General features: G+C 68.7%; 15 protein-coding genes. 10 read left to right on the forward strand and 5 right to left on the reverse strand.

Going from position 1 to position 25,824, the window contains the following annotated elements; genetic code table 11:
• Positions 1-9: 9 nt before the first annotated feature.
• From HUA75_RS17905 to HUA75_RS17915, 3 genes are all read right to left on the reverse strand, one after another.
• Positions 10-1,479 carry a trypsin-like peptidase domain-containing protein gene (locus HUA75_RS17905; protein ID WP_174487107.1) on the reverse strand — a complete coding sequence of 490 codons (1,470 nt, stop codon included), beginning with the start codon at positions 1,477-1,479 and terminating at the stop codon, positions 10-12.
• Positions 1,480-1,576: 97 nt separating this feature from the next.
• On the reverse strand, positions 1,577-3,166 hold the full coding sequence (locus tag HUA75_RS17910) for a glycoside hydrolase family 57 protein (RefSeq protein WP_174487108.1): 1,590 nt from the start codon (positions 3,164-3,166) through the stop codon (positions 1,577-1,579).
• 25 nt (positions 3,167-3,191) lie between these two features.
• Positions 3,192-5,999: a DUF4912 domain-containing protein gene (locus HUA75_RS17915; RefSeq protein WP_174487109.1), complete on the reverse strand. Its 2,808-nt coding sequence runs from the start codon at positions 5,997-5,999 to the stop codon at positions 3,192-3,194.
• 132 nt (positions 6,000-6,131) lie between these two features.
• Between HUA75_RS17915 and HUA75_RS46220 the strand changes: the two genes are divergently transcribed.
• Positions 6,132-10,478 carry a glycosyltransferase family 4 protein gene (locus HUA75_RS46220; RefSeq protein ID WP_217446144.1) on the forward strand — a complete coding sequence of 1,449 codons (4,347 nt, stop codon included), beginning with the start codon at positions 6,132-6,134 and terminating at the stop codon, positions 10,476-10,478.
• 99 nt (positions 10,479-10,577) lie between these two features.
• Positions 10,578-14,810: a response regulator gene (locus HUA75_RS17925; protein ID WP_174487110.1), complete on the forward strand. Its 4,233-nt coding sequence runs from the start codon at positions 10,578-10,580 to the stop codon at positions 14,808-14,810.
• Positions 14,811-14,979: 169 nt separating this feature from the next.
• Here the strand turns inward: HUA75_RS17925 and HUA75_RS17930 are convergent, their stop codons facing one another.
• A complete protein-coding gene (locus tag HUA75_RS17930; RefSeq protein ID WP_246137619.1) occupies positions 14,980-15,174 on the reverse strand; it encodes a hypothetical protein in 195 nt (64 codons plus the stop codon).
• 222 nt (positions 15,175-15,396) lie between these two features.
• Between HUA75_RS17930 and HUA75_RS17935 the strand changes: the two genes are divergently transcribed.
• The 8 genes from HUA75_RS17935 to HUA75_RS17970 all read left to right on the forward strand — a co-directional run bounded on the left by HUA75_RS17935 (position 15,397) and on the right by HUA75_RS17970 (position 25,558).
• On the forward strand, positions 15,397-16,335 hold the full coding sequence (locus HUA75_RS17935; RefSeq protein WP_141647029.1) for a MoxR family ATPase: 939 nt from the start codon (positions 15,397-15,399) through the stop codon (positions 16,333-16,335).
• Between the two features lie 97 nt (positions 16,336-16,432).
• Positions 16,433-17,848, forward strand: a complete 1,416-nt coding sequence (locus HUA75_RS17940) for a patatin-like phospholipase family protein (protein ID WP_371746134.1) — start codon at positions 16,433-16,435, stop codon at positions 17,846-17,848.
• Positions 17,849-17,943: 95 nt separating this feature from the next.
• A complete protein-coding gene (locus HUA75_RS17945; RefSeq protein WP_141647031.1) occupies positions 17,944-18,891 on the forward strand; it encodes a branched-chain amino acid transaminase in 948 nt (315 codons plus the stop codon).
• Positions 18,892-19,008: 117 nt separating this feature from the next.
• Positions 19,009-20,346, forward strand: a complete 1,338-nt coding sequence (locus tag HUA75_RS17950; RefSeq protein WP_141647032.1) for an AAA family ATPase — start codon at positions 19,009-19,011, stop codon at positions 20,344-20,346.
• Between the two features lie 117 nt (positions 20,347-20,463).
• Positions 20,464-21,306 carry a Fic family protein gene (locus HUA75_RS17955; RefSeq protein ID WP_141647033.1) on the forward strand — a complete coding sequence of 281 codons (843 nt, stop codon included), beginning with the start codon at positions 20,464-20,466 and terminating at the stop codon, positions 21,304-21,306.
• Between the two features lie 176 nt (positions 21,307-21,482).
• Positions 21,483-22,604: a bifunctional oligoribonuclease/PAP phosphatase NrnA gene (locus tag HUA75_RS17960; protein ID WP_141647034.1), complete on the forward strand. Its 1,122-nt coding sequence runs from the start codon at positions 21,483-21,485 to the stop codon at positions 22,602-22,604.
• Positions 22,601-23,746, forward strand: a complete 1,146-nt coding sequence (locus tag HUA75_RS17965; RefSeq protein ID WP_174487112.1) for a cysteine desulfurase family protein — start codon at positions 22,601-22,603, stop codon at positions 23,744-23,746. The genes HUA75_RS17960 and HUA75_RS17965 overlap by 4 nt, the downstream gene beginning before the upstream one ends.
• A 207-nt stretch (positions 23,747-23,953) precedes the next feature.
• Entirely contained in the window at positions 23,954-25,558 is a 1,605-nt protein-coding gene (locus HUA75_RS17970; RefSeq protein WP_174487113.1) for a right-handed parallel beta-helix repeat-containing protein, read from the forward strand.
• Here the strand turns inward: HUA75_RS17970 and HUA75_RS17975 are convergent.
• Positions 25,535-25,720 (reverse strand): hypothetical protein, encoded by a 186-nt coding sequence (locus tag HUA75_RS17975; RefSeq protein WP_141647037.1) that lies wholly within the window; start codon positions 25,718-25,720, stop codon positions 25,535-25,537. The two genes, HUA75_RS17970 and HUA75_RS17975, sit on opposite strands and share 24 nt — an antisense overlap.
• Positions 25,721-25,824: the final 104 nt, after the last annotated feature.

The following is a 25,824-nucleotide window of genomic DNA, read 5'->3' on the forward strand; positions in this document are numbered from 1 at the left end:
GCCGCTCCACTACGGCATGCGCAGGGCGCGGAGCATGCGGCTGCCTCCCGGGGCCGCCACGCGCAGGAGCAGCGTGCTGCCGGCGGGCGCCGCGCGAATCGCCTTGGCCAGGTCGTCCGCGTTGTTCACCGGCTTGCGGTTGGCCTCCACCACCACCATGCCCGGTTCGAGCTGCGCGCGGTCCGCCGGAGAGCCCGGCACCACGTCGGTGATGAGGGCGCCCTGGCGCTCATTGAAGCCCGCCTGCTGCGCGGTGCGCGCATCCAGGTTCTGGAGGCTGACGCCCACGCGGCGCGAGCTCTCCTGCGAGTCGTCGCCCTGCGGCTTGCGCGAAGTCACACCCTCCAGGTCGGGCCGCGTGCCAAGAATCACCTTCACGTCCTGCTTCTTGCCTTCACGGAACACCGTCAGAGTGGAGGTGCTGCCCGGGCGCTTGAGCGCCACGGTGCGAGTGAGCTGGCCGCTGGACGTCACCGGCTGCCCATCGATGGCGGTGACGACGTCGTCGGACTTCAGGCCCGCCTTCGCCGCCGGAGAGGCAGGATTCACCTGCGTGAGGATGGCGCCCTCCGTCACCGGCAGCTTGAGCGCGCTCGACAAGTCCCGCGTCAGGTCCTGGATGCCCACGCCCAGCCACGCGCGCGTGACGGAGCCTTCCTTCTCCAGTTGGGGCACCAGTGCCGTGACGAGGTTGCTGGGCACCGCGAAGCCGATTCCCGTGCCGCCGCCGACGATGGCGGTGTTGATGCCGACGACCTCACCTCGCATGTTGAACAACGGGCCGCCCGAGTTGCCCGGGTTGATGGCCGCGTCGGTCTGGAGGAACTCGTCGTAGGGCCCCGCGCCGATGTCGCGTGCTCGCGCGGAGACGATGCCCAGGCTGACGCTGGAAGCCAATCCGAAGGGATTGCCAATGGCGACGACCCAGTCGCCCACGCGCAGCGCGTCGGAGTTGCCCAGCTTCACCGTGGGCAGCCCCTCCACCTTGTCCTTGATCTTCACCACCGCGACGTCGGTGAGCGGGTCCCTGCCCACGACGACCGCGGAGAACGAGCGCCCGTCATCCAATCGCACGGTGATGGACACCGCGTCCTCCACCACGTGGTTGTTGGTGAGGACGATGCCTGTCGGCTCGATGATGAAGCCGGAGCCCGCGCCCTGGCGGAGCTGCTCCCGTCCTCCTCCCCGGCCTCCCCCACCGCCAAAGAAGCGGTCGAAGAGCGGGTTGTCCTCCATGCCCCTCGGCCCTCCGCCACCGCCACGGGCCTGCACGTCCACGTTGACGACGGCGGACTTCACCGAGTCCACCAGCGGCGCCAGCGAAGGGAGCGCCTGCGCCTCCCGGGTCGCCGGCTGGAGGTTGCCGGGCTGGCCCTGCGCGGGAGCGGGCGCCGGAGCCTGCGCCCACGAGGCCGACGGGACGGCGAGGAGCAGCGCGGTGGCCAGGGCTCTCCGGAACGCGACGGAAGAACGGTTCATATGCTCCCCAAGCTAAAGCCGAAATGCTGTCCCGCAAGCGAAACGGCCCACGGTCATCCATCGAAACATTCGAGCCCGACGCCCACGTGCCGGAAGGTCACCCCGGGCGATAGAGACGGTAGTCGAGTTCCGGAAAGACGTTGTCGCGGCCCTCCAATTGAGCAAGCCAGCCCTCGTCGATGGTGCCCGCGCGCAACTCGTCGTGCAGCCGGAGGAAATGCCGCACGTGTTCCTGGGTGCGCCGCCTGGCGTACTCCACCATGGTGCCCGTCTTCATGATGAAGGCCCAGTCGGAGCTCTGGGCGAGCAGCAGTTCCCGCGCCGCCTGGTTGAGCGCGCGACGTTGCAGAACCGTGGCGTCGGGGAAGTCCCGCGCGAGTTCCACCATCTTCCGCGCGCAGTGTGTCAAGTGGCGGTAGACCCAGTCGTTGGTGCCATCCAGCCACATATGGGCGTAGCCGCCCGCGCCCCAGGAGGACATCGGCGGCGTGGCCACCTGGTTCTCCGGCGTCTCGCGCAGGTCGTCCGACGGCGTCACCAGCTCGAACGTGGACTGCTCGCGCGCCGCCTTGCGGATGAGTGCTTCCAGGAACCACGGGCCCTCGAACCACCAGTGCCCGAACAGCTCCGCGTCGTAGGGCGCGACGACCACGGGCTTGCGACCTCCAAGACGCGAGGCGAGGTGCTCGATTTGTCGCTGGCGGTTGAAGAGGAAGTTGCCGGCGTGCACCGCGGCGCGCTCACGCGCCAGCTCCGGGTCATAGGGCTGCTTGTCGTTCGTCTTCCCGGTGATGCGGTAGTACTTGAAGCCGGTGTTCTTCCGGTCCCCCGTGGGCTGGATGAACGGACGGATGTAGTCCAGGTCCAGGTCCCAGCCGATGTCCCGGTAGAACTCGCGGTAGTCCGGGTCGCCCGGATAGCCGTGCTCGGAGCTCCAGACCTGCTGACTGCTCTCCGGGTCTCTCGCGAAGGCGGCGACACCCGACTCGGTGAAGATGGGTGCGTAGGGGCCATGCAGTGGACGCGGCGTGGCGTCCGTCAGGCCGTGCGTGTCCACGAAGAAGTAGCGGATGCGCTCGGCGGCCAGGACGCGCTCCAGGCCCGGGTAGTAGCCGCACTCAGCCAGCCAGATGCCCGCGGGGTCCCTGCCGAAGTTCTGACGGTAGTGGTTGGCGGCCACCGTCACCTGGGCGCGCACGGCCTCCGGCACCTGCTGCATGAGCGGCAGGAAGCCATGCGTCGCGTTGCACGTGAGGATGTCCAGGTGGCCCGCGTCCTGGAGGCGCCGGAACGCGGCGACGAGGTCCCGACGGTAGCGGTCGTGGAAGGCCCGGCGCAGGGACTCGAAGTGGTCGCGATAGAAGCGCGCCAGTCTTCCGAAGGTCGCATCGTTCCGGGTGCGGTGGGCCTCGCGGTCGCCCAACTCGCAGAGCTGGTCCAGCTTGCGCGAGTAGCGCGTCATCAGCAGCTCGTCACGGAGCATGGTGACGAGCGTGGGAGACAGCGTCATCGACAGCCGGAACGGGATGCCGTCTTCCGCCAGGGAGTCGAAGGCGAGGAGCAACGGGAGATAGGTCTCGGAGATGGCCTCGTAGAGCCAGTCCTCTTCGAGAAAGTCCTCGTGCTCGGGGTGTCGGACGAACGGAAGGTGCGCGTGAAGGACGAGTGCGAGAGAGCCCAGGCTCATGGTCGGTCGAAGTGTCCTTGCGGGTTCACGAGCGGCCCCCACCCGAGGGCGGCTTCCGGTGCGCGTCCTGTTCCGAGGTTCCTGACGGGTGTGTCACCGCGCCAGGGGTCGTGTTGCCCGACAGGTCCGAGTCGCGCCGGTCCGAGGCCCCGTGAGCACGAGGTGGTGACTCGAAGTAGCGCAGGTCCGAAGCGCCCGACGCACGAGTCGGGGACTCGAAGTAGTTCAGGTCCGAGGCGCGGGGCGCGGACGCGAATTCCTCCGGGCCCGTGTTCGCGGGAGCTCGCTGTGAGGGCTCGGCGTAGCGCATGTCGGAGGCACCCGGCGCACGACCGATGTCCAGGTACTGATACGCGGGACGGACGCCCTGCGCTTCTCCGCGCACCGCTCCATCCTGGTATCGCTGGTCGGAGGCTCCAGGAGCGCGCACCTGCCCCAGTTCGAGATACTCGAACGCATGCGGCGACGACGTGGGCTGCACGACGCCGTCCCCGTACCGCATGTCCGACGCACCCGCCGCGCGCTCCTGCGCCTCCAGGTAGCGATGCGAGGCGAGGTAGCGCTGGTCCGAGGCTCCCGGTGCGCGCTCGACACCTTGCAGATAGGTCCCGGAGCCCACCTGGGCGCCCGGTCCTCCGGGGGACGGAGGAACACCGGGCCCGACACCTTCACGGTGGACGACGGGAATGTCCTTCGCACCCGCGCTGCCGGGCAGATTCACGCGGTGCCACGTGACGTACTCGCGCTCGCGGTTCTCCTCAGTCGGGGTGGCGACGGGAGACACCACGGGTGCCTCGGGCTCCACCGGAATGGGCCGGCGAAGGAAGCGCACCGAGGTATCGGTCGACACGCCCGCTGGCGGAAGCGCCACGCGATTGCTGGAAGGACCGATGCGATGATTCCGCCCGTCGTGCCCGACGAAATGCGCCTCGAACCGGTACGGCCTCCCGGGTGAGAGCCCGTGGATGTAGTAGCCGCGCGACTCGAGTGCGCAATCCACTTCGCGCACGAGCAACTCGCCGTCGAAGACGCGCAGGACGGCTCGCGGCTCCTCCAGTCCGTGCATCGCACGCGCGCGCGTAGCGGGACTGAAATCCCACAGGGCGAAGAGGGTATGCGGGTCCCTCGGGAGGAGCAGCGCGGTGTCGTCCTGATACTCGACAGGAAGTGGCTCCAGTCCTTCGGACTCCGCACCAACGCGGGGAGCCGAGGTTGACGCGGCTTGCTCCTGGAGATGATGCCGGCGGGCCTCTGCCTCACCTCGGACGCGTGCGACGAAGAAACCCTCGATCAGCGGCTCGGCGGGATGCTGTTCCACCGGAGGCGCTGAGGGAGCTGTCCCCGAGCCTGGCTCGGACGGGGTGGCAGGGGCCGCTTCAGCACGAGCACCAGGCTCGACCTCGGGCTCCGCGAACGTCGCCGTGTCGCGCGAACCGCGGGGCTTGGGTGGAAAGTTCACGATGTGAGCCGGACGCGCGGAGGGTGGACTGTCCGGCTTCTCGGAAGCGCGCTTGGCCGCCACGCGTTTGGGTGCGGAGACACGTCCCTGCTCCGACATCTCGGTGGCCGCCTTCCGTGGGGTCTTTGCACGCGGTTTGTCAGCGGAGAGCGAATCCGCGGGCTTCGCCGTCTCGATGATGGGTACGGCACTCTCGACAGGGAAGTCGCTTCCCGTCGAGGGGACCGACTTCGCGGCGACTGCAGGCTCCTGCTCCGTTTCCGATACCGTCGAGCGATTCACCTCCGTGGGTGCCTCGCTCGTCGTGGTCGCAGCGGCGGAGACCTTCGGTTCTCGCTGCGCCTTCACCTTGGCAGATGCGGCCATCTCCGCCGTGGGCTCGAACTGGGGCCTTGCCTCGGACGATGCGGCGGCGACCTTCACCTTGGACGGTTCGGCGACGACCTTCGCCTTGGGCTTATCCTGACGCTTCGCCTTGGACGACGCGGCGACCTTCACCTTGGGCTCGTCCTGACGCTTCGCCTCGGATGAACTGGCGGCCACCTTCACCTTGGGTTCGACCTGGGGCTCTGCGTTGGACGATGCGGCGACCCTCACCTTGGGCTCGGCCTGACGCTTCGCCGTGGATGAGCTGGCGGCGACCTTCGCCTTGGGCTCAACCAAGACCTTTGCCTTGGACGGTGCGTCGGCGACCTTTACCTTGGCCTCGTCCTGACGCTTCGCCTCGGACGAACTGGCGGCAACCCTCACCTTGGGCTCGTCCTGACGCTTCGCCTTGGACGAACTGGCGGCGACCTTCGCTTTGGACTCAACCTGGGGCTTTGCCTTGGGCGAACTGGCGGCGACCTTCGCCTTGGACTCGACCTGGGGCTTTGCCTTGGACGAACTGGCGGCGACCTTCGTCTTGGATGGCGCGGCCGGAACTTTCACGGGGGGCTGTGCTTTCGCCCTGGATGACGCAGCTCCGGCCTTCACCGTCGGCTTGGCCGATACAGGTCCCGCTTTCACTGACGGTTGCCCCTTCGCCTTCGAGGACACGGTCAGCGCCCTCACTGGCGGAGCGGCCTTGGACGCGGTCCGGGTCAACGCCTTCGCCTTGGCGGAGGGCGTCATGACCTTGGCCTTCGACGCGGCCCCCCGGGTGGATTCGGGCTTCTTGGGGGCCTTGGCGGGCTCGGCCGAGGCTTTCTTCGCGGCGGGGCGCTTGCGCGGCAGCTCGATGCCCGCCAACCGGGCAAGCTTCGCGAGCGCGGGAACGAACCCGGCAAGGGCGGCGATCAACTCTTCCTTATTGAGCTTGCTGTATCCGCTCCCCAGATGCTTCCGGGCCAGCTCTCTCAGGGAGCCGACGGTGACGCTCTTGAGGTCGTCCATGGGCAAGGTCGCCTTTAGGTCGCCGGCCGTGGTGGGTCAACGTGCCAGCATTGCTTGTGTTCGTCGCCCGACCCCCTCCCCACCACCTCACCCGATGACACCCAGGATGCACCTGGGTATTCTGCCCCCGCTTTGAGCGACCTGCCCAGACTGCTCCTGTGCAGCTTCGACGTCATCCCCGGCCCTTCCGGCTCGTCACGTCGTTTGACCGAGTACCTCAAGGCGTTGCCGGATCGCTTCTCCGTGGTGGTGCTATCGGCGAAGACGCCTGACCACTCCCACATCGAGAAGTACCAGGGTGCTCGACTGCTGCGCGTCCCGGTAGGCTCGGGCGACCTCGCCTCTCGAATCCAGGCGTTCGAGCGGGCCGTCCGCCGCCAGCTTGAGAGCGAGGACTACGCGCTCGCCCACTTCACGGACCCCTTCGGCGGCTATGCCCTGTGCGAGCTGAAGGGCGACTACGGCTACCGCCTCATCTACGAGGCCCAGACCTTCCCCTCCCAGGAGCTGCGCTACACGCATCCGCAGACGGAGGGCGACCGGCGCTTCCTATCGAAGGTCCGCAGGCAGGAGCTGTTCTGCCTGATGAACGCGGACCTCATCGTCACCGGCTCCCAGACGACGCGCTCGTACATCCAGTCGCTCGGTGCGAGCGAGGAGCTCATCCGCGTCGTGCGCGCGCCGGTGGACCTCGCGCCGTTCGCGCCCGATGTGCTGGGCGCTCCGGATGGCGAGCCCCTGCGGTTGATGTACCTGGGCAGCCACGTGGGCTGGCAGGGCCTGCCGACGTTGCTGCGCGCCGTCGCGCTGGCGGGGCAACAGGTCGAGGTGCGCCTCACGCTCGTGGGAGCGCAGCACCCGGACTGGCAGCCCCATCTGGATGACCTCGTGAAGGACCTCGGCCTGAAGGACCGGGTGGAGTTCCAGCCGCCAGTGCATCACGACGACGTGGCGAAGGTGCTCGCGCTGGCGGACGTGGGAGTGCTCGCGCTCGACGACGTGGAGCGCAATCGGCTGCAGGGTGGCCCCCTGGCCAAGGTGTCCGAGTACTTCGCCGCTGGCCGTCCCGTCATCGCCGCCGACCTGCCCGTCTGCCGCGAGCTCATTCCAGAGGACGCGGCGCTCTTCTTCCCGGCCGGGGACAGCCGGGCCATGGCCGACCGCATCATCGAGCTGGCGCGGAACATTCCCCGTCGTGTCGAGATGGGCAATCGAGCCCGCGAGCACGCCGAGGCCGCGCTCGATGCCGGCGTCATCCGGGGCCAGTTGCTGGACCTCTACGACTCGCTGTTGGAGAAGCGAACGGGTCCGGTGACGAGGTCGAGCGAGGACGATCTACCGGCGGCGACGATGGTGACGGGGACCCCCACCAGCCGGCTCGCGACGCTGCTGCCTCCGGACAGTGGGCGGGTGAAGATTCCCCAGCCCGAGAAGCGAGAACACGTCGCGGAGAGTCCCGCCGAGCCCCCTGTCGACGCCTCCAGTGACGATCCGCCCGTCGTGATGGGGATGGTGCTGGACGACGGGTTCGATACGCGGCTCATCAAGACGGAGCCGGACGCCCGCCCCATCGAACCGCCCGTCGTGATGGGTCTGCCCCTGCGCGAGAGGGCTGTCGTTCCTCCCGCGGCGACATCGAGTCCCGAGGTCTCCACCTCGAATGGAGCAACGAGTCCCGCGCCGTCAGAGCCGACGCCCCTGACGTCGACGGCCATCTCCGCGGACCCGACGCCCGTCACGCCGATTCGCGCGGCGTCGACCGAGGCGACGGGGTCCGAAGAGAAGCCTACCGACCGCCAGATGGAGGCTCGAGAGGAGGACGAAAAGCCCGAGGAGCCCAGCAAGTCCGCGACACCGCACCTCGAAGATGCTCCACCTGGCCCGACGCCGGTGGAGCCACAGTCGTCCAGGACGGACGAGGAATCACGTGCCCGTCCTGAGGCTGGCGAGCCCTCGAATGGGGACGACCGCGCGGATGAAGCGCCCTCGCCCACTCCGGTCGTCCGTGCAACTGCACCGCTGAGTCTCGACGAGCCCCCTTCGCCCACGCCCATCGTTCGGGCTCCAGCGCCGCTCCAGAGGGACGAGCCGCCCTCACCCACGCCGATCGTTCGGACTCCAGCGCCGCTCGAGCGGGATGAGCCGCCCTCGCCCACGCCGATCGTTCGGACTCCAGCGCCGCTCGAGCGGGATGAGCCGCCCTCGCCCACGCCCATTGTTCGGGCTCCAGCGCCGCTCCAGAGGGATGAGCCGCCCTCGCCCACGCCCATTGTTCGGGCTCCAGCGCCGCTCCAGCGGGAAGAGCCCCCTTCGCCTACGCCCATCGTCCGGGCTCCAGCGCCGCTCCAGAGGGATGAGCCGCCCTCGCCCACGCCCATCGTTCGGGCTCCAGCGCCGCTCCAGCGGGAAGAGCCCCCTTCGCCTACGCCCATCGTCCGGGCTCCCGCTCCGCTCCAGCGGGATGAGCCGCCCTCGCCCACGCCCATCGTTCGGGCTCCCGCTCCGCTTCCGTTCGACGAGCCGCCCTCGCCGACGCCCATCGTCCGGGCTCCGGCGCCGCTCCAGAGGGACGAACCGCCTTCGCCCACGCCCATCGTCCGCAGCCCTATCGCCGCAAGGCACGAGGACGAAGCACCTGCTCCGACGCCGATCATCCCTGCTCGCTCCGTGCTCGCCAGTCGGAGCACATCGTCGCGAGTGGAGACGCCTTCCCGTCGGATGTCTCAGCTCACCACTCCGACAAAGGGGACTCAGTCCGTCGACTCGGAGCGAGGAGCAGCCCGTACGGATGCGGTCCGCGAATCGGAGCGTCCGTCTGGGCGCACCAACTCCGTCTCCGAACCTGAGCGGTCCACAGGTCGCGCCGGTTCCTCCGCCGAATCGGACCGCCCGTCGGTTCGCGGCGCTGCCGTTCCCGAGCCAGAACGTCCTTCTGCGCGCGGCAGTTCCTCCACTGACTCTGAGCGCCCATCAGTTCGTGGCGCTGCCGTTCCCGAGCCAGAACGTCCTTCGGCGCGCGGCAGTTCCTCCACTGACTCTGAGCGCCCATCGGTTCGTGGCGCTGCCGTTCCCGAGCCAGAACGTCCCTCGGCACGCACGAGCGGCTCCACCGACTCGGAGCGCCCATCGGTTCGCGGTGCCCCGGTTCCCGAGCCTGAACGTCCCCCGGCACGCACGAGCGGCTCCACCGAATCGGAACGCCCGTCGGCTCGCGGTGCACCGGTTCCCGAGCCGGAACGCCCCTCCACACGTACGGGTTCGTCCACTGACTCGGAGCGTCCCTCCGTTCGCGGTACTCCCGTCCCCGAGCCGGAGCGCCCCTCTGGTCGAACCCCATCCGTGTCCGACGTGGAACGTGCGTCAACGCGCACGGGAACCACCGACTCGGAGCGTCCCTCTGTTCGCGGAGCCACTGCCCCGGATCCGGAGCGTCCCTCGGGCCGGACCACGTCCGTGTCCGAGCTGGAGCGCGCTTCAACTCGCACGGGCACCACCGACCCGGAGCGTCCCTCGGGCCGAGGAGCCGTCCCCGAGCTCCCGCCACGAAGCACCGACCCCGAGCGACACACCCCGCGCCCCTCGGGCATCGTCGAACCCGAGCGTCCGCGCGGCGCCTTTGACGCCGACCGACTCCCGCCCCTGGTCCGCCCGACCCCGCCCACCGAGCCCGGCCGCACCGCCTCACTTCGTGGAAGCGCGACCGATCCCGAGCGTCCGCCCCCCGTTCTCACCCCAGGCCCCGTCCTCACCAGCACGGACCGCCCCGCCCCCCTCCTGGGCGACCTCCCCTCCCCCGATACGGATCGCGGTCCGCCGATCCTCCGGCCCGGCGCTCCAACGTCGGACACGGACCGTTCCGCCCGAAGTGAACCCGACCGCCCACCCGCGCTGCCCCCTCGCGCCAGCGCGCCGCCGCCCCCCGTCCCCCGTCAGCGCCCTCCCCGGCTGATGTCCGTGGACGGACCGCCCCGGCTGGAGCCCATCGACGGCGCCGCCGCTCGCCCCGCCCTGAAGGCCGCCACCTCGGCCGCCGAACCCGAGGACGAGCCCGAGGAGATCTCCGAGGACGAAGCCCAGGCCATCGAGGACGGTGACGACGCGGGGCCTACTCCATCCCACTCCCGCCCACGTCTCGATGAACCGGACGAAATCAGCAGCGATGAGGTGGAGGAGGCCGAGGTCTCCGTCAGCAGCGCCGCACAGCTGATCGAAGACGAGGACGAGCTCCAGGAGGCCGAAGCCGAGGAGGCCCTCCCAGAGCCGGACCCGGACGACGACGGCCCTGCGCCCGAGCCCCTCTCCTCGACGCTGAATCCCTGGTTCGCCCAGCTCGCCCACGGGTACTGTCCACCCGAAGGCACTCGGTTCGCCCGTCACACGCCCCCCACCACCTTCCCGGGGCGGGATGACGATACGGATCCGTCCCGATTGCCCCCTACGCCCCGTGCACAAGGCGTCGTTCGCGGCAAGGGCTCGTGAAGCAGCCAACCGAGCACCCTCCGGAAACTTTCCAAGGTTCGCGCCCGCCCAGTAGGATGTTGCGGTTTTCACTGCACTTTTTACGGGTGAAAGGGCTTCATGGAGCGCCGCGTCCTCATCGTTGAAAGCCAAAACGACTTCGCCCTCAGCATGGCGACCGTGCTCAAGAGCGCGGGTTACCAGACCGCCATGGCGGCGACTGCCACGGATGCGCAGCGCGAGCTGGAGAAGCGCCGGCCGGATCTCGTCGTCCTCCGAGCCGAGCTGCCGGATCAATCCGGGTTCACGCTGTGCGGGCAGATCAAGAAGGGCAAGTGGGGCCAGAATCTCAAGGTCCTGCTCCTGTCCTCCGACACGGGAGTTGAAGGTCTCACGCAGCACCGGCAGACGCCGGGCGCCGCGGACGGCTACCTCGTCATCCCCTTTGAAATGGGGGAGCTGGCGTCGCTGAGCACGGGCATCGTCCCCCCGGGCACGGATGAGTCCGACGCGTCCCTTGACGCGGCGCTCTCAGGTAACGGCCCTCGCGAGGCCCCGCCTCCGATGCCGGCCATCCGCACCAGTCCGGGCGGTCCGCCCAAGCTTCCCAAGCGCGAGCGCCGCAGCGCGATGACGGAAGAGGACCGAGCGTTCCTCGACCGCGCGTTCCAATCCATCGCCGACCGCAAGGCGGAGCTGCTGGCCGAGTCGCGCCAGCTCAAGCGCCCGCCTCCGCGCCGCGAGCTGATGGGCACGCCGGAGGGGAAGATCCAGATCCTCCGCGACGAGCTGAAGACGCGCGAGGCCCAGCTCGCCCGCCTCTCCGAAATCTGGAGCGTGCGCGAGCGCGAACTCCTGTCCGGCGAGGACCGGCTCCACGAGAAGGACGTGGAGCTGCAGGGCCTCAAGATGCAGGTCGACGACCTGTTGCGCCGCTTCAACGAGGCGCAGCAGGCCATGCTCCAGAAGGAACGCGAGCACGGCGCCACGGTCGATGATCTGCTGCTCCAGAAGTTCTCCTCGGAGAAGGACCTCATCGAGGTCGTCGCCTCCAAGGAGAAGGACATCAACCTGCTGCGCAAGGAGGTCCACAACCGCGAGGACGAAGTCGCGCGGCGTGGCACCGACCTGGAGCACCTCCGAGCCGAGTACGACAAGCTGGAGAAGCTCCACAACGTCGTCACGCTGGAGTTCGAGGTCAAGGAGCAGAAGCTCCATGACATCGTCCGCGCGAACGAGGCGGAGATCGCCCAGCTGGGCAAGCGCGGTGACGACTTCGAGTCGGAGCTGGGCCGCACCGTCAGCGAGCGGGATCAACGCTACGCCGAGCTGGACGGGGAGATTCAGGCCCTCCAGGAGCGGCTGCAGCAGACGGAGCAGGAGCGCGACACCACCGTCCGCGGACTGGAGACCCGAGCTGCCTCCGCCGAGGAGCACGGCGCCCGGGGCGACGCGGAGATCATCCGGCTGAACGCGGAGCGCGACGCGCTCGAGGCGCGGCTCAGCCAGCAGGTGGAGGATCTGGAGTCCGATCTCGCGCGCACCACGAGCGAGCGCGAACAGCTCCGGATGGACAAGGACGCCCAGGAGACGGAGCTCAATCAGCGCGTCGAGGATCGCGACGCGAAGATCTCCTCCCTGGACCGCGAGCTCGCGGAGACCATCGCTCACAACGAGCGCACCGAGGCGGACCTCAACTCCAGCATCCAGCAGCAGCTGGAGCGCATCGGCGAGCTGGAGGGCGAGGTCGAGGCCGTCAAGGCGCACCTGGCCGACCGCGAAGCCGAGCTGTCTGGCGAACTCCAGGCACTCACCGACGCGAAGAACGCGCTGGAAGAGGACCTCACCGGCCGTCTCGAGGCGCTGCAGATCGCCAAGGACGCGCTGGAGGAAGACCTCACCCGGCAGCTTGAGGACGTGCGCGCGGCGAAGGCCGAGCAGGAAGCCGACCTCACCGGGCAGATCCAGGCCCTCACCTCGCAGCTCGAGGAATCGCAGCGCCTTGGCGAGCAGCTCCAGGCGCGCGTCGCATCGCTGGAGGACACCGTCGCCCAGCGCGAGTCCACCATCGAGGGGCTCCAGGGTGACGTCGCGGCGAGGGATCAGCGCATCTCCGAGCTGACGGGAGACCTGGAGGCCACCAGCCAGACGCTCTCGCAGACGCAGGACACGCTGGCTCGCACCGAGCAGCAGCTCGCGGACACGCAGAACACCCTGGCAAGCACGGAGCAGACGCTCTCCGAGACTCGCGGCGAGCTGGAAGCCACCAGCCAGACGCTGAGCGAGACGCAGACGCGGCTGGCCCAGACGGAAGAGGCGCTGTCCACCACGCGCGGCGAGCTGGAGGCCACCAGCCAGACGCTCGCGCAGACCCAGGACACGCTGGCTCGCACCGAGCAACAGCTCGCGGACACGCAAGGCACGCTGGCCCAGACGGAAGGCTCGCTGGCGGAGACTCGCGGCGAGCTGGAGGCCACCACCCAGGCGCTCACCCAGACGCAGAACACGCTGGAGGAGACGCGCGACGAGCTGGGCACCACCACCGCGCACCGCGACGCCCTCAAGGTCGAGCTGGACGAGACCCACGGGGCGCTGCAGACGACGCAAGCCGCGCTGGCGAGGACCACCGGCGAGCGGGATCAGCGCATCGCCGAGCTGCAGGCCCTGGGCGAGGCCAAGGACGCGCTGGAGCAACTGCTCACCGGCCAGATTGGCCATCTGCGCGGAGAGCTCGCGGAGACGCTGGGCAACTACGAGGCGGAGCGGGCCGCGCACGAGAAGCTCGCCGCCGAGACGAGCGCGAACATCGAGGACCTCACCAGCGAGCGCGACGGACTGCGCTCGGAGCTGGAGGCCACCAGCCAGTCGCTCGAGCAGGTGCAGGGACAGCTCGCCGCCACGAGCGATGCGCTGTCTCGTGAGCAGCAGGCGCACACGACCAGTCGTCAGCAGGCGGCCAGCGCCCAGTCCGCGCTGGAGGCGGAGCTCAACGACGCGCGCAACCAGGTGGAGGAGCTGGGCGAACAGCTCACCATCACCAAGCACGAGCTGGGCGCTCGGGTGGCGGAAGTCACCCAGCTGTCGTCCCATCTCGCGCAGGTCGAGGACACGCGGGCCAACCTCAAGGAGCGGCTGGACGCGCTCACCGAGGAGTCCCAGCGCCGCGAGGAGCTGCTCCAGAACGACCTGGCCACCAAGGGCAAGGAACTCTCGGACACGCTGCGCAAGCTCACCCAGGTGACGCAGGAGAAGATGCGTCAGGCCGAGGTGCTCAACCGCGAGGTCGCCACCCGCACCGAGCAGCTCAAGGCGCTGGAGACCAAGCTCCAGACGCAGGCCGCCGACGCCAAGCGCCACGCGGACGGACTCGGCCAGCAGATGGCCGGGCTCAACAACCAGTTCGAGCTGGCGAAGAAGACGCTCGGCGAGCGCGAGGAGCAGCTGCGCGCGGCGGGTGCCCAGCACCAGAAGCTGGTACAGGAGCGCGACGGCGTCTCCGGTCAGCTCCAGCAGTCCGAGGCCCGGCTCCAGCAGCAGGCCCAGCAGGCGCAGCAGGAGCGCGCCGAGGCCAAGCGAGCCTCCGACGAGCTGGCGGCGAAACTGGCCAAGGCCGAGCAGCGCGTCGCGCAGCTCACGCAGGAGGCCCAGGCGAAGGCCGCCGACGCCGACGCGAAGGCCAAGGACATGCAGGGTCAGCTCGCCACCCGCACCAAGAAGGTGCAGGACCTGGAGCTGGCGCTGGAGAACGCCCAGGGCGCCAAGGCCCGCGCGGAGAAGGACCTGGTCGCGAAGGTGTCCGCCGCCGAGGGCAAGGCCAACGAGGCCGCCGCCCGACTGGCCACCGCCCAGAAGGAGCGCAAGGACCTGGAGGCGCGGCAGCTGCGCGAAATCGAGGAGCTGGGCGCCAAGCAGAAGGCCGAGCTGGAGCGCCGCGAAGCCATCAAGACGCAAGAGGTGACGCGCCTGCAGCAGTCCGTGCAGGAGAAGAGCAAGGCGCTCAAGGTCGCGGAGCTGGAACTGGCCCGCTTCAAGAGCAAGTCACCCGCCACCCCTGCCCCGGTCGCGGGCAAGGCCGCAAAGGCCGCGGCTCCCTCGGACGACGACGAACAGCTCGCCCTGCGCACGCAGCTCAATCAGATCATCCCCGCCGCGGCTGCTCCCGCGAAGGCCGCCAAGGCCGCCGCGAAGCCCGCCGCCGCGAAGAAGGCCGCCCCTGCCCCCGCCTCCGCGGCCACTCCACTGGGTGGCGAGGAGTCGGAGCCCACCGACCGCACCATGCTCGTGCAGCTCCCCGTCGGTGGAGTGAAAGAGGATGACGACTGGACGGCGCTGGTGGACGAGCTCGACAAGTAGCTCGCGGCCCGGGGGCCGCCGCCACGGTGGCGGCCCTCGCCGGAAATCCCTACCTCGAGCTGTCTGGAGTTCCGGCACCCGCCGGGAAACCGGCACGGGGGCCGGGGAGCCTCAGGCGGTGTCGCGAGCCTTCGGGCCGCGACATCCATGCCCTACCGAGGCGGAAAACTCAGAGGGCGGCGCGCGCGTCGCGCACCAGTTCCTTGAAGTGCAGGCTGGCGAGGACGTCGCGGAGGGAAGCCTCACGCCCGACGCTGTGCGCCTGCATCTGCGCCTCACGCCAGCGGCTCACCAGCGTCCGCACGGCGATGTACGACAGCAGCAGGGGGAAACCACCCGGCAACAGGATGATTGCCAGCGCCATCACCATCCTCATCCACGCCCACACCATGACCACGGACCTCGCTGCTTTCCTTCGTGAGTTGCGCCATAGAGATGCACGACGTGTGCCCACGGTGCGCAAATAATTTCCCCACGTTTTTCCGCAGGGTTGGAGGGCATCAGGGCAGGAAGGGTGGGGATGGAGGCCACGGACCCTGGCATTTTTGCCGCAGTCGCCTGGGGGGCGTCGGTTAAGTTCCACCGGGTGAGCCCCCCTTCGACGGCAGAGATCCGCACCTTCACCAGCGTGGCGGACGCGGAGAAACACCTGGAGCAGGTGGGATACCTGCCCTCCCCGGAGATCGCCACGGCGGCCTTCCTGGCGGACCGGATGGACAAGCCCATCCTCGTCGAAGGCCCCGCGGGTGTGGGCAAGACGGAGCTGGCGCGGGCCATGGCCACGGCGCTGGGCCGCGAGCTCATCCGCCTCCAGTGCTACGAGGGGCTGGACGAGGCCAAGGCCCTCTATGAGTGGGAGTACGCCAAGCAGCTGCTCTACACCCAGCTCCTCAAGGACAAGATTGGGGAGATGGTGCAGGGCACCTCCACGCTGTCGGAGGCGGCGGACCGGCTGGCCTCGAGCGACGCCGTCTTCTTCTCCGAGCGCTTCCTCCTGCCGCGCCCCATCCTCCGCGCCCAGCTCTCCGAGCGCCCCGCCCTGCTGCTGGTGGATGAAATCGACAAGGCGGACCCGGAGTTCGAGGCCTTCCTGCTGGAGGTCCTCTCCGACAACGCCGTCACCATCCCCGAGCTGGGCACCTTCCACGCCAAGCACATCCCCCGCGTGCTGCTGACGTCCAACAACGCGCGTGAGCTGTCCGACGCGCTCAAGCGCCGGTGCCTGCACCTGCACATCGACTTCCCGGACCGGGAGCGGGAGCTGCGCATCGTCCGCTCGCGGCTGCCCCACGTGCCGCAGATGCTGGCCGAGCAGGTGGTGGAAGCGGTCGCCGCCATCCGCGCGCTGGACTTGAAGAAGGCGCCCTCCATCAGCGAGACGCTGGACTGGGCGCAGAGCCTGGTGCTGCTCAACGCGGAGCAGCTCACCTCGGACGTCGTGGCCTCCACGCTCAATCTCGTCCTCAAGTACGAGGGTGACATCGAGAAGGCCCGCGCCAACCTGCCGCAGATCGCCCAGGCGTGAAGCCCTTCATGACGCCCGCCCTCCCGGGGGCGGCGAGAGGGTGTCCGACAGACGGTGTATGCTCGGGGCTCGCGCCCACCGAGGCCCTGGCTCACTTGTGCTCCTGAAGGAACGCTTCCAGATCACCCGGCCGCTCGAGGAGCTGGAGCTCTCCCTCGTGCGCGCGTCCCTGGCGACGCCTGGCCTGCTCGACGAGCGCGAGGAGGCCGTGCTGCGCACCGCGCTGTCACTCGCGCGGCTCTACAAGGTCCAACACGGGGGGCTGGACGTGGGCGTGGGCGCCCTGCTCACGCCGTTCCGCGAGGAAGTGGAGCGCCGGCTCACGCCCGTGCTCGGTGGGCCCCGGCCTCCGACGCGAGACAGGCTGGTGCCTCACGTGCGGGACTTGCGCGAGCACGCCGCGAAGGCGCGTGACGGCGCGGTTGCCCGGCTGCGAGGGCGTGTCCCTCCGGAGGCGTTGGACCGCGAGCTGCGTCACAAGGAACTGGTGATGGTGACGGGGGGCGGAGGCGGCACCGCCTTCGTGTACCTGGGCGTGATGAGCCTGCTGGCCGAGCACGGCCTGGAGCCGAAGCTGCTCGCGGGCGCGTCCATGGGCGCCATCCTCGCCATCATGCGCTCGCGCATGGCGCGCTTCGACCCCACGGAGATGATCAACATCGTCCGGGGGCTGTCCTTCCGGAAGCTCTTCCGCTTCATCTCCACGGAGAGCCGCTACGGCCTGCCCGCGGCGCTGCGCCTGTTCCTGCGCGCGGGCCTGGGACGTTTCTTCGGCGCGGGCCCCGAGGGCAGCGGCCTGCGCCTCAAGGACCTGCCGGTGCCCACGCTCATCTCCGTGGGCGGCATCCGCCGAGGCATGCTTCCCCGCCCGCTCGAGTATTACGAGCGCCTGATGGGCACCAGTCCCCTGGGCCTGCTCAACCCCGCGGGCGTGGCGCGCCGCATCCAGGCCGCCATGGGCGCCATGGCGGAGCTGTTCACCCGCCCCGAAATCACCGTGCGCCTGCACCTGGGCTCGGACGACTCCACCGGTGAATTCGACGCGCTCGACGCCGCGGGCTTCTCCTCCGCGCTGCCCGGCGTCATCCACTACGACGTGCTGCGCGAGGACCCTCGCATGCACTCGCTGCTCGATGACCTGCTCGCGCACCACGGCGTGGCGAGACTCATCGACGGGGGCCTCGTGGACAACCTCCCCGCGAAGGCCGCGTGGAAGGCCGTCGCGCGAGGACGCATCGGCACGCGCAACACCCTCATCCTCGCGCTGGACGGCTTCGCACCCCGACTCGCCACGCCCTTCTGGCTCCCCCTCCAGCGCCTGGCCGCGATGACGGTGGCCCCCAACCTGCCCTACGCCCATCACATCAAGCGCTTCTCCCGCACGCTGTCACCGCTGGATGTCGTGCCCTCCGTGGAACTCGCGTCCAAGGCGCTCCACTACGGCCGAAAGGCGCTCGCCGAGGACCTGCCCTTCTTGCGACGCATGCTGGCCCCACTGCCACACGTGCTCTGATTTCCCTGAAACGGCTTTCACACTTTGACCTCATAGGGTCCAGTGGCTAGAAGGGCCGGGCAGTCCCACTTCTTACAGGCCGAAGGAACCCCCGCATGAGCTCGACCTCGACCAGTGTTTTGCGTGCCGACCAGATATGGCTCGACGGCAAATTGGTGAAATGGGACGAGGGCCACGTGCATGTGATGACGCATGCGCTGCACTACGGGCTCGGCGTCTTCGAGGGCATCCGCGCGTACAAGACGCATGATGGCCGGCTGGCGGTGTTCCGCCTGCGCGAGCACATCCAGCGGCTGCTCGACTCGGCGCACATCTGCATGTTGAAGATGCCGTACACCGAGGACGAGCTCGTCGAGGCGTGCCTGGACCTGCTGCGCAAGCAGAAGGACCTGTTCGCCAACGGCGCGTACCTGCGGCCGGTGGCCTTCATGGGCGATGGCGCCATGGGCCTGGGCGCGGTGAACCCCACCCGCGTGGCCGTGACGGCGTGGGATTGGGGCGCGTACCTGGGCGACAAGGGCATCCGCGAGGGCATCCGCGCCAAGGTCAGCTCCTTCACGCGCCTGCACGTCAACGTGAACATGGTGCGCGGCAAGATTTCCGGCCAGTACGTCAACTCCATCCTCGCCAAGCGCGAGGTGGTGCTGGCGGGCTACGACGAGGCCATCCTCCTGGACATCAGCGGCTTCGTGGCCGAGGCGTCCGGGGAGAACATCTTCATGGTGAACAAGAAGGGCGTCATCAAGACCCCACCCTTGTCCTCGCCCATCCTCGACGGCATCACCCGCGACACCGTCCTCAAGATTCTCCGCGACAGCGGTCGCACCGTGGATGAGGTGACCTTCACCCGCGACGCGCTCTACATCTGCAACGAGATCTTCTTCACCGGCACCGCCGCGGAAATCACCCCCGTGCGCGAGGTGGACGACCGCACCGTCGGCACCGGCAAGCCCGGCCCCATCGGTACCTTCGTGCAGGACATGTACTTCCGCACGGTCCGGGGCATGGAGCCGCGCTACGCCGAGTGGCTCACCTACGTCTGACCCCCGGCGCCAGGCCTCCGGCGCCGTCCGGGGTAGGGAGCCTGCCTCCCTGCCCCCAGACCCCGGGAATCATCCCTTCTGCCCTCCCAACGCGGGTTTGGGCTAGAAAGGGGCCCGATGGCACCCGCCGGACACGCCTACGACGACAATCCGTTCAAGCTCGAGAACCCTTCCATCCTCGACATCGCTCCCGCGGAGCCGAAGTCGGTGGAGGAGACGGGGCTCAAGATGGGACTGCTCGCGGACATCGCGCTGAAGTTCCTCTATTACACCGGCACCGGCACCGGCATGGTCATCGCGGCCGAGATGCGCCTGCCGTGGTCGGGCGTCATCGAGCACGTGGTGGACTTCCTCGCCACGGAGAAGCTGGTGGACCTGCGCGGCGGCAAGGGCTTCGGCCGCGCGTCCGTGGAGTTCATCCTCACGGAGAAGGGCCGCGAGTACGCTCGCGACGCGCTCACCCGCACGACGTACGTGGGCCCCGCCCCCGTGCCTATTGAGCAGTACAACGCGCTCATCACCAGCCAGACGGAGGAGACGCCCGTCGTCAGCCAGGAGGAGCTGGTGATGGCGCTCAGCCACCTCACCGTCCCCGCCGAGCTGATGGACAAGCTGGGCCCCGCGGTGAACTCCGGGCGTTCGCTCTTCCTCTACGGCCCCCCGGGCAACGGCAAGACGAGCCTCGCGGAGGCCGTCTCCCACATGTTCGGCGGCGAGGTCTACGTGCCGCACTGCCTGGAGATCGGCAATCAGATCATCCAGGTGCATGACCACCTCATCCACACGCCCGTCTCGCTGGAGATGGGCGGCGATGCGTCCGGCCGCCGTCAGAGCTTCGAGATGGACAACCGGTGGATGCTCTGCCGCCGGCCCGCCGTCGTCGTCGGTGGCGAACTCACGCTGGAGACCCTGGACCTCATCTACTCGGAGAGCACCCGCTTCTACGAAGCCCCGTTCCAGGTGAAGGCCAACGGCGGCATGCTCCTCATCGACGACTTTGGCCGCCAGAAGGTCCACCCCACAGACCTTCTCAACCGGTGGATCGTTCCCCTGGAAAAGCGGGTGGACTTCCTCACCCTCCATACCGGCAAGAAGTTCGAAATCCCGTTTGATCAGCTTCTCGTCTTTTCCACGAATTTGGACCCCAAGGAGTTGGTGGACGAGGCGTTCCTGCGCCGCATCAAGTACAAAATCGAGGTCACCAATCCCGACGAGGAGTCCTATCGGGAGATCTTCCGCCGGGTGTGCGAGGCGGCGGGAATTCCCTATGTGGACCAGGCCGTCACGTACCTCGTCGAGCACTATTACAAGCCCAGGACGATGCAGCTTCGCGCGTGCCATCCCCGCGATTTGGTGGGGCTCATCAAGGACGCGGCCCGGTACCGGCAGATACCGCCGGCCCTGTCCAAGGACCTGCTCGACCAGGCGTGCGAGGTCTTCCTCGTCAATCTCTAGTGGATTTCGTTGTTACAACCGTGCGGAATTTCTAGAATCCGCATGCCGTTGTATCGCTCGGCCGCACGCTTCGGTCTCCGCCCCGCGGGGATACGACGCAAGAAGGAGCCGCAGTCCGTGAAGGAACGCTACCAGGACATCGACGAGAAGAACGAGGCGCTGCGCGAGTACCTCGACATCTACAAGGACAAGCAGCCAGCGCGTGACTTCCTCGAACAGTTCGAGATGTCGTGGATCTACCACGACGCCGCACTGGAAGGCGTGGTCTACACCCACCAGGAACTGAAGGCCGCGCTGTTCCCCAGTCGCGCGAGCGCCGAGGCCTCCATGATTCCGGTGGTGCTCGAGATTCGCAATCACAAGGCCGTCTGCGACTTCATTCGCGAGGAAGCCGCGGGCGCCAAGAAGCAGGCGCAAATCACCCTCACCACCATCAAGCGGATGCACGACCTCTTCCTCGGGAACACCCCGGAGGCATTGGCCGAGCGCGCGCGCATGGAGCGACGGGAGCGCACGGAGAAGGAGCTCGCCAAGGAGCGCGAGCGCTCGGGGCTGCGCAAGGACATGCCGCTGCACCGCACGTACTTCCACGACATCCACCAGCCCGCGAAGATCCAACCGGCGCTGGAGAAGCTCGTGGACTACACGGCCAGCGCCGAGTTCCGCGAGTTCCATCCCATCAAACAGGCCGCCACGGTGCAGCACAGCTTCCTGCAGATCTTCCCCTTCACCGAGCACAGCGGGAAGGTGGGGCGCATGTGCAGCAACCTCATCCTGCTGCGCAATGGCTACATGCCCGCCGTCATCCACTCCATTGACCGGCAGCGCTATTACGAGTGCTTCCGGGGCCCGGTGGCGCAGTTCCGCACGGTGCTGATGGACGCCATGGAGAACTCGCTCGACAACGGGGTGAAGTACTTCAGGGACCTCGGGCGCAAGTACAAGGCCATCAACAACTAGTTGGACCTCCTCAAGGGGGCAGGAAGGCGTCCGGGCACACGGCCTTCCGCCCCTCCGTGAACGTCGGAGGGGGCGTTTGCACCATTGATGTGCGGGTGACACCGCGCCCTCAATGTCGAGGAGACAACATCCGGCATCTCGAAACCCGAGGCCGGAGGAAGTAAAGAAGACCATCCATGCCCGTGACCCAGTCCTTCAACAGCCGCCGTGCCCAGGGAGCCATCGGGGGCGAGCTGACGGAGCCTCCGCCACCGCGACTGGCCCTGCTATCGGCCCGGGACAAGCTGGACCGGCTGCTTCAGGTGGCCAAGGGGCACCGCAAGGCGCTCATCCTCACGCACGACAACCCGGACCCGGACTCGCTGGCCGCCGCGGTGGCGCTCGCCCACCTGCTGGAGCGCCGAGCGGACGTGGAGGCCCACGTGGGCTACGGGGGCATCATCGGCCGGGCGGAGAACATCGCCTTCGTGAAGGTGCTGCGGCTGCCCATCTCCCACGTGTCGCAGATCGACTTCGACGAGTACGACCTCTTCGGGTTGGTGGACACGCAGCCCAAGGTGGGCAACCACTCGCTGCCCGTGCGGCTGGAGGCCCACCTCGTGGTGGACCATCACCCGCTGCGCGAGGAGAGCCTGGCGTCGCCCTTCGCGGACGTGGGCGGGGACTTCGGCGCGACGTCCACCATGCTGGTGGAGTACCTACGCGCCGCGCGCGTGGAGCCCTCCGTCGAAGTGGCCACCGCGCTGTTCTACGGCATCAAGGCGGACACGAGGGACCTGGGCCGCGAGACGACGCAGACGGACATCGACAGCTACCTGTGGCTGTTCCCGCGCATGGACAAGTCGATGCTCGCGCAGATCGAACACCCCGAGCTGCCGGCGCGCTACTTCCAGCTGTACCACACGGCTTTCGAGCGGGCGAAGGTCTACGGCACCGCCATCGTCACCGACCTGGAGGAGGTCTACTCCCCGGACATGGTGGCGGAGGTCGCCGAGCGGCTGATGTTCCTCGAGGGCACGAAGTGGTCGCTGGCCTTCGGCACGTACCGCAACCAGCTCTACTTCAGCCTGCGCGTGAAGGACCGGCGGATGAACGCGGGCCGGCTCATCCGCGAAATCTTCGAGGACTACGGCGGCTCCTCCGGCGGCCACGGCAGCATGGCCGGCGCGCGGCTGCCGCTGTCGGGCAAGGCGGCGCAGCGCAAGGCGCTCAAGCGTGAGCTGGTGAGTCGCTTCCTGGAAGCCTTCGGCGTCTCGGACGAGCGTCCCGTGTCGCTGCTCTCCGCGCAGGACTCGTGATCTACTGGGACTACAACGCCGCCGCGCCTGTCCGGCCGGAAGTCGCGACGGGGCTCGCGCACGCCCTCGTTCACGGTGGCCATGGCAATGCCTCCAGCGTGCACGCCGCCGGCCGCGAGGCTCGCGCCAGGCTGGACGCCGCGAGAGCCCGGGTGGCGCGCGTGCTGGGCTGCGAGCCGAAGGAAGTCTGCTTCACGGCCTCGGGCAGCGAGGCGGATGCCCTGGCCCTGGTGGGCGCGTGGCATGCGCGTCCCTCGCCGGAGCGACGTCGGCTGGTGACGTCGGCGGTGGAGCACCCCGCCCTGCTGGGCGCGGTGGCGCAGCTCGAGCGGGAAGGCGCGCAGGTGGTGCGAGTCGCCCCAGGCCCGGATGGGCGCGTGCGCGAGGAGGACCTGCTCGCGGCGCTGACGCCGGACACCGCGCTGTGCTCGCTGATGTGGGCCAACAACGAGACGGGCGTGGTGCAGCCCGTGGCGGAAGTCGCGCGCGCGTGCCGCAAGCAGGGCGTGCTCTTCCACACGGACGCGGTGCAGGCGGCGGGCAAGCTCCCGCTGTCGCTGCGCGAGGTGGACGCGGATCTGCTGTCGCTGTCGGCGCACAAGTTCGGCGGGCCCTCGGGCGTGGGCGTGCTGGTGGTGCGCAAGGGCGTGGACGTGCGCGCCCTCACCCCCGGACACCAGGAAGGGGGCCGTCGCGGAGGGACGCAGAACATCCCGTATGCGGAGGCCCTGGCGCTCGCGCTGGAGCTCGCTGCGGGTGAGCAGGCGACGCTGGCGGCACGGCTCGGCGCGCTGCGCGACGACTTCGAGCGCGCGGTGCTGGAGTCGGTGGCGGGCGTGACGGTGAACGGCGCGGGTGTCGCCCGCGTGCCCAACACGAGCAACCTGCGCTTCGACGGCGTGGAGGGCGAGGCGCTGCTCATCGCGCTCGACCTGGATGGCATCTGCGTGTCGATGGGCGCGGCCTGTGCGTCCGGGACGTTGACGCCCTCGCACGTGCTCCGGGCAATGGGACTGTCAGCGGTCCAGGCACGCGGAAGCCTCCGCTTCAGCCTGGGGCCCGACACCCGCGAGGACGATGTGCGCCGAGTCGTCGACGCACTCCGTCGTCACGTGCCCCTGGTTCGCGCCCTCGCGGGATAGGTCCTCTTCGCGCCCGACGCACGCGCGTGGCCCCTCGTCCTTGCACGCCGCCACGTACGTCAGGCGCACTTGACGCATATCCATCCCCGCAGAACCACGAGCATCCTCCTGTGAATGCCGCGTCCCCCTTGGGGGCATGGGCGCTTGATGAAGGCGACTCCGGTGGAAAGCATCATCCCCACTGCCGACAAATCAGGGGGGCTGCACATGGGTCAGGGTTCGAAGGGGCTGGGGTTTCTGAGGAATCGGTTCGCGGTGCTCGTGTATGGGCTCGCGCTCGCATGTGGCCCTGGCTCGGCGGAGCTGGGGGCCGGTGACACACAGCGCCCTGGAACGGAGACGGGTGCGACTCGAGTCACCGCGCTTCGGGGTGACACGAGCGCCACTGGCGACGACCCGGCGCTGTGGGAAGAGCAGATGACACCGCTCAACGCGAAGGAGTTGTTCCGGAGCCAGTGCCCCTCGGCGGCCGACGCGCAGGGCCCCACGCTGTACGTCGCGAACACGGGGCCCCGGGATGCAGAGGCTCCGCTGGGCTCCTCGGACAATCCCTTCCCCACCATCATGGCGGCGGTGAAGGTGGCGCAGCCGGGCGACGTCATCCAGGTTCGCGAAGGGACGTATCCCGAGCAGGTCGCCATCAATCCACTGAAGGCGCGCGCCGGAACGGTCACGTCGCCCATCGTCCTGAGGGGGGAGCCGTCGCGCCGACCTCGCATCGTCCCTTCAACGACCGACGTGGGCAGCCTGCTGGTGCTGAGCCAGCCCTATTGGATCGTCCAGTCCGTGGAGGTGGACGTGCTCGAACGCCCCTCGTTCGCCGCGCTCTTCGAGGACAGCACCACCTGCTCGCAGCTGACCGACTCCGTGCTCCATGGCGGCCGGGCTGGCGGAGGGGTCGTCGTCAGCGATGCGACTCGCGTGCTCGTCGACGGCAACGCCATCCACGACTTCTCCAGGACGGGCTTCGACTCCCACGGCGTAGCGGTGAAGGGCTCCTCGCGCGAGGTCTTCATCCTGGAGAACACCATCCACGATGCGTCGGGCGACGGCGTGCAGTGCCAGCCCAGTGAGGCGAGGCCGTCCACCGTCTTCATCGAGCGAAACCAGATGTACGACTGCGGCGAGAATGGCATCGACGTCAAGGCGTGTGACGACATCGCCATCTACGAGAACGTCCTCTTCCGCTTCCCCAACCTGGAGCGCTACCCGTGGCAGGAGAAGACCTCCGCCGCCGAGGCGGTGTTGATCCACGAGGACGCGACGAACATCCAGATTGTCGGCAACCTCGTCTTCCAGGCGGGCCGCGGCATCTCCATTGGCGGGACGTCCCCGGTGGACAACCCCGTCAACGTGCTGGTGCAGGGCAACAGGGTGACGGACATCTACAACTTCGCGAACCGGCACAACGGCCAGGGCATCCGCGTCGTGAGGGCGCAGGGAGTGCGTGTGCTCGGCAACCTCATCGAACGCACGGCGGACTCGGGCCTGCGACTGGCCGCGGACGAGCCCTTCGTCGTCTCGGACCTGACCGTCTTCGACAACACCCTGAGGGACATGCGCAGCTTCGTGAAGCTGGGCCGCGACACATCCCGCCCCGGCCTGCGGTTGGACCGCAACCGCTACGAGGGAGCGAGCGGCATCTTCAGCGCCTTTGGACTCCTGTCCGAAGGTGACTTCGCGGCCTGGCACGGCAGGCTCACACCCTACGGACTCGAACAGCACTCCGTGCGAGTCACACCGGGAGACCCCGATGACCTCCCGCTCCCCATGTTCATCCCCACCGCCCTACCAGTTCTGCTCGGGGAGTGACTTCTCACGCACGTCTTCGTCCGGTTGGCCGTAGCCTGGCATCCCGTCCTCGCGCGGCTCATCGGGCTTGGGCGGAAGCCGCTGGGGAAGGTCCTCGCGTGTCTTGCGCTCGGGGGCGGGCTCTTCGGGCTGGGGCTTCGGAGGCTGGGGCTGGGTGGCCATGGCGATCCTCGGGGTGCGGACATGCACGCTCGGAAGGAAGCATCTCCATCCCCTCGGCCAGAGGGGACTGGGGCCGCGAGCCTCGGCGCGAGCGCGCGCCTGCT

It is taken from the genome of Myxococcus sp. CA040A (genome assembly GCF_013336725.1).
Lineage (GTDB): Bacteria > Myxococcota > Myxococcia > Myxococcales > Myxococcaceae > Myxococcus > Myxococcus llanfairpwllgwyngyllgogerychwyrndrobwllllantysiliogogogochensis.

What these genes read in the sequence shown, in the direction of transcription:
- HUA75_RS17915 (WP_174487109.1), bottom strand. Translation starts at nt 5,999, where the DNA reads ATGGACGACCTCAAGAGCGTCACCGTCGGCTCCCTGAGAGAGCTGGCC.
- HUA75_RS17950 (WP_141647032.1), top strand. Translation starts at nt 19,009, where the DNA reads ATGGCACCCGCCGGACACGCCTACGACGACAATCCGTTCAAGCTCGAG.
- HUA75_RS17970 (WP_174487113.1), top strand. Translation starts at nt 23,954, where the DNA reads ATGGGTCAGGGTTCGAAGGGGCTGGGGTTTCTGAGGAATCGGTTCGCG.
- HUA75_RS17925 (WP_174487110.1), top strand. Translation starts at nt 10,578, where the DNA reads ATGGAGCGCCGCGTCCTCATCGTTGAAAGCCAAAACGACTTCGCCCTC.
- HUA75_RS17945 (WP_141647031.1), top strand. Translation starts at nt 17,944, where the DNA reads ATGAGCTCGACCTCGACCAGTGTTTTGCGTGCCGACCAGATATGGCTC.
- HUA75_RS17905 (WP_174487107.1), bottom strand. Translation starts at nt 1,479, where the DNA reads ATGAACCGTTCTTCCGTCGCGTTCCGGAGAGCCCTGGCCACCGCGCTG.
- HUA75_RS17910 (WP_174487108.1), bottom strand. Translation starts at nt 3,166, where the DNA reads ATGAGCCTGGGCTCTCTCGCACTCGTCCTTCACGCGCACCTTCCGTTC.
- HUA75_RS17975 (WP_141647037.1), bottom strand. Translation starts at nt 25,720, where the DNA reads ATGGCCACCCAGCCCCAGCCTCCGAAGCCCCAGCCCGAAGAGCCCGCC.
- HUA75_RS17930 (WP_246137619.1), bottom strand. Translation starts at nt 15,174, where the DNA reads ATGGCGCTGGCAATCATCCTGTTGCCGGGTGGTTTCCCCCTGCTGCTG.
- HUA75_RS17960 (WP_141647034.1), top strand. Translation starts at nt 21,483, where the DNA reads ATGCCCGTGACCCAGTCCTTCAACAGCCGCCGTGCCCAGGGAGCCATC.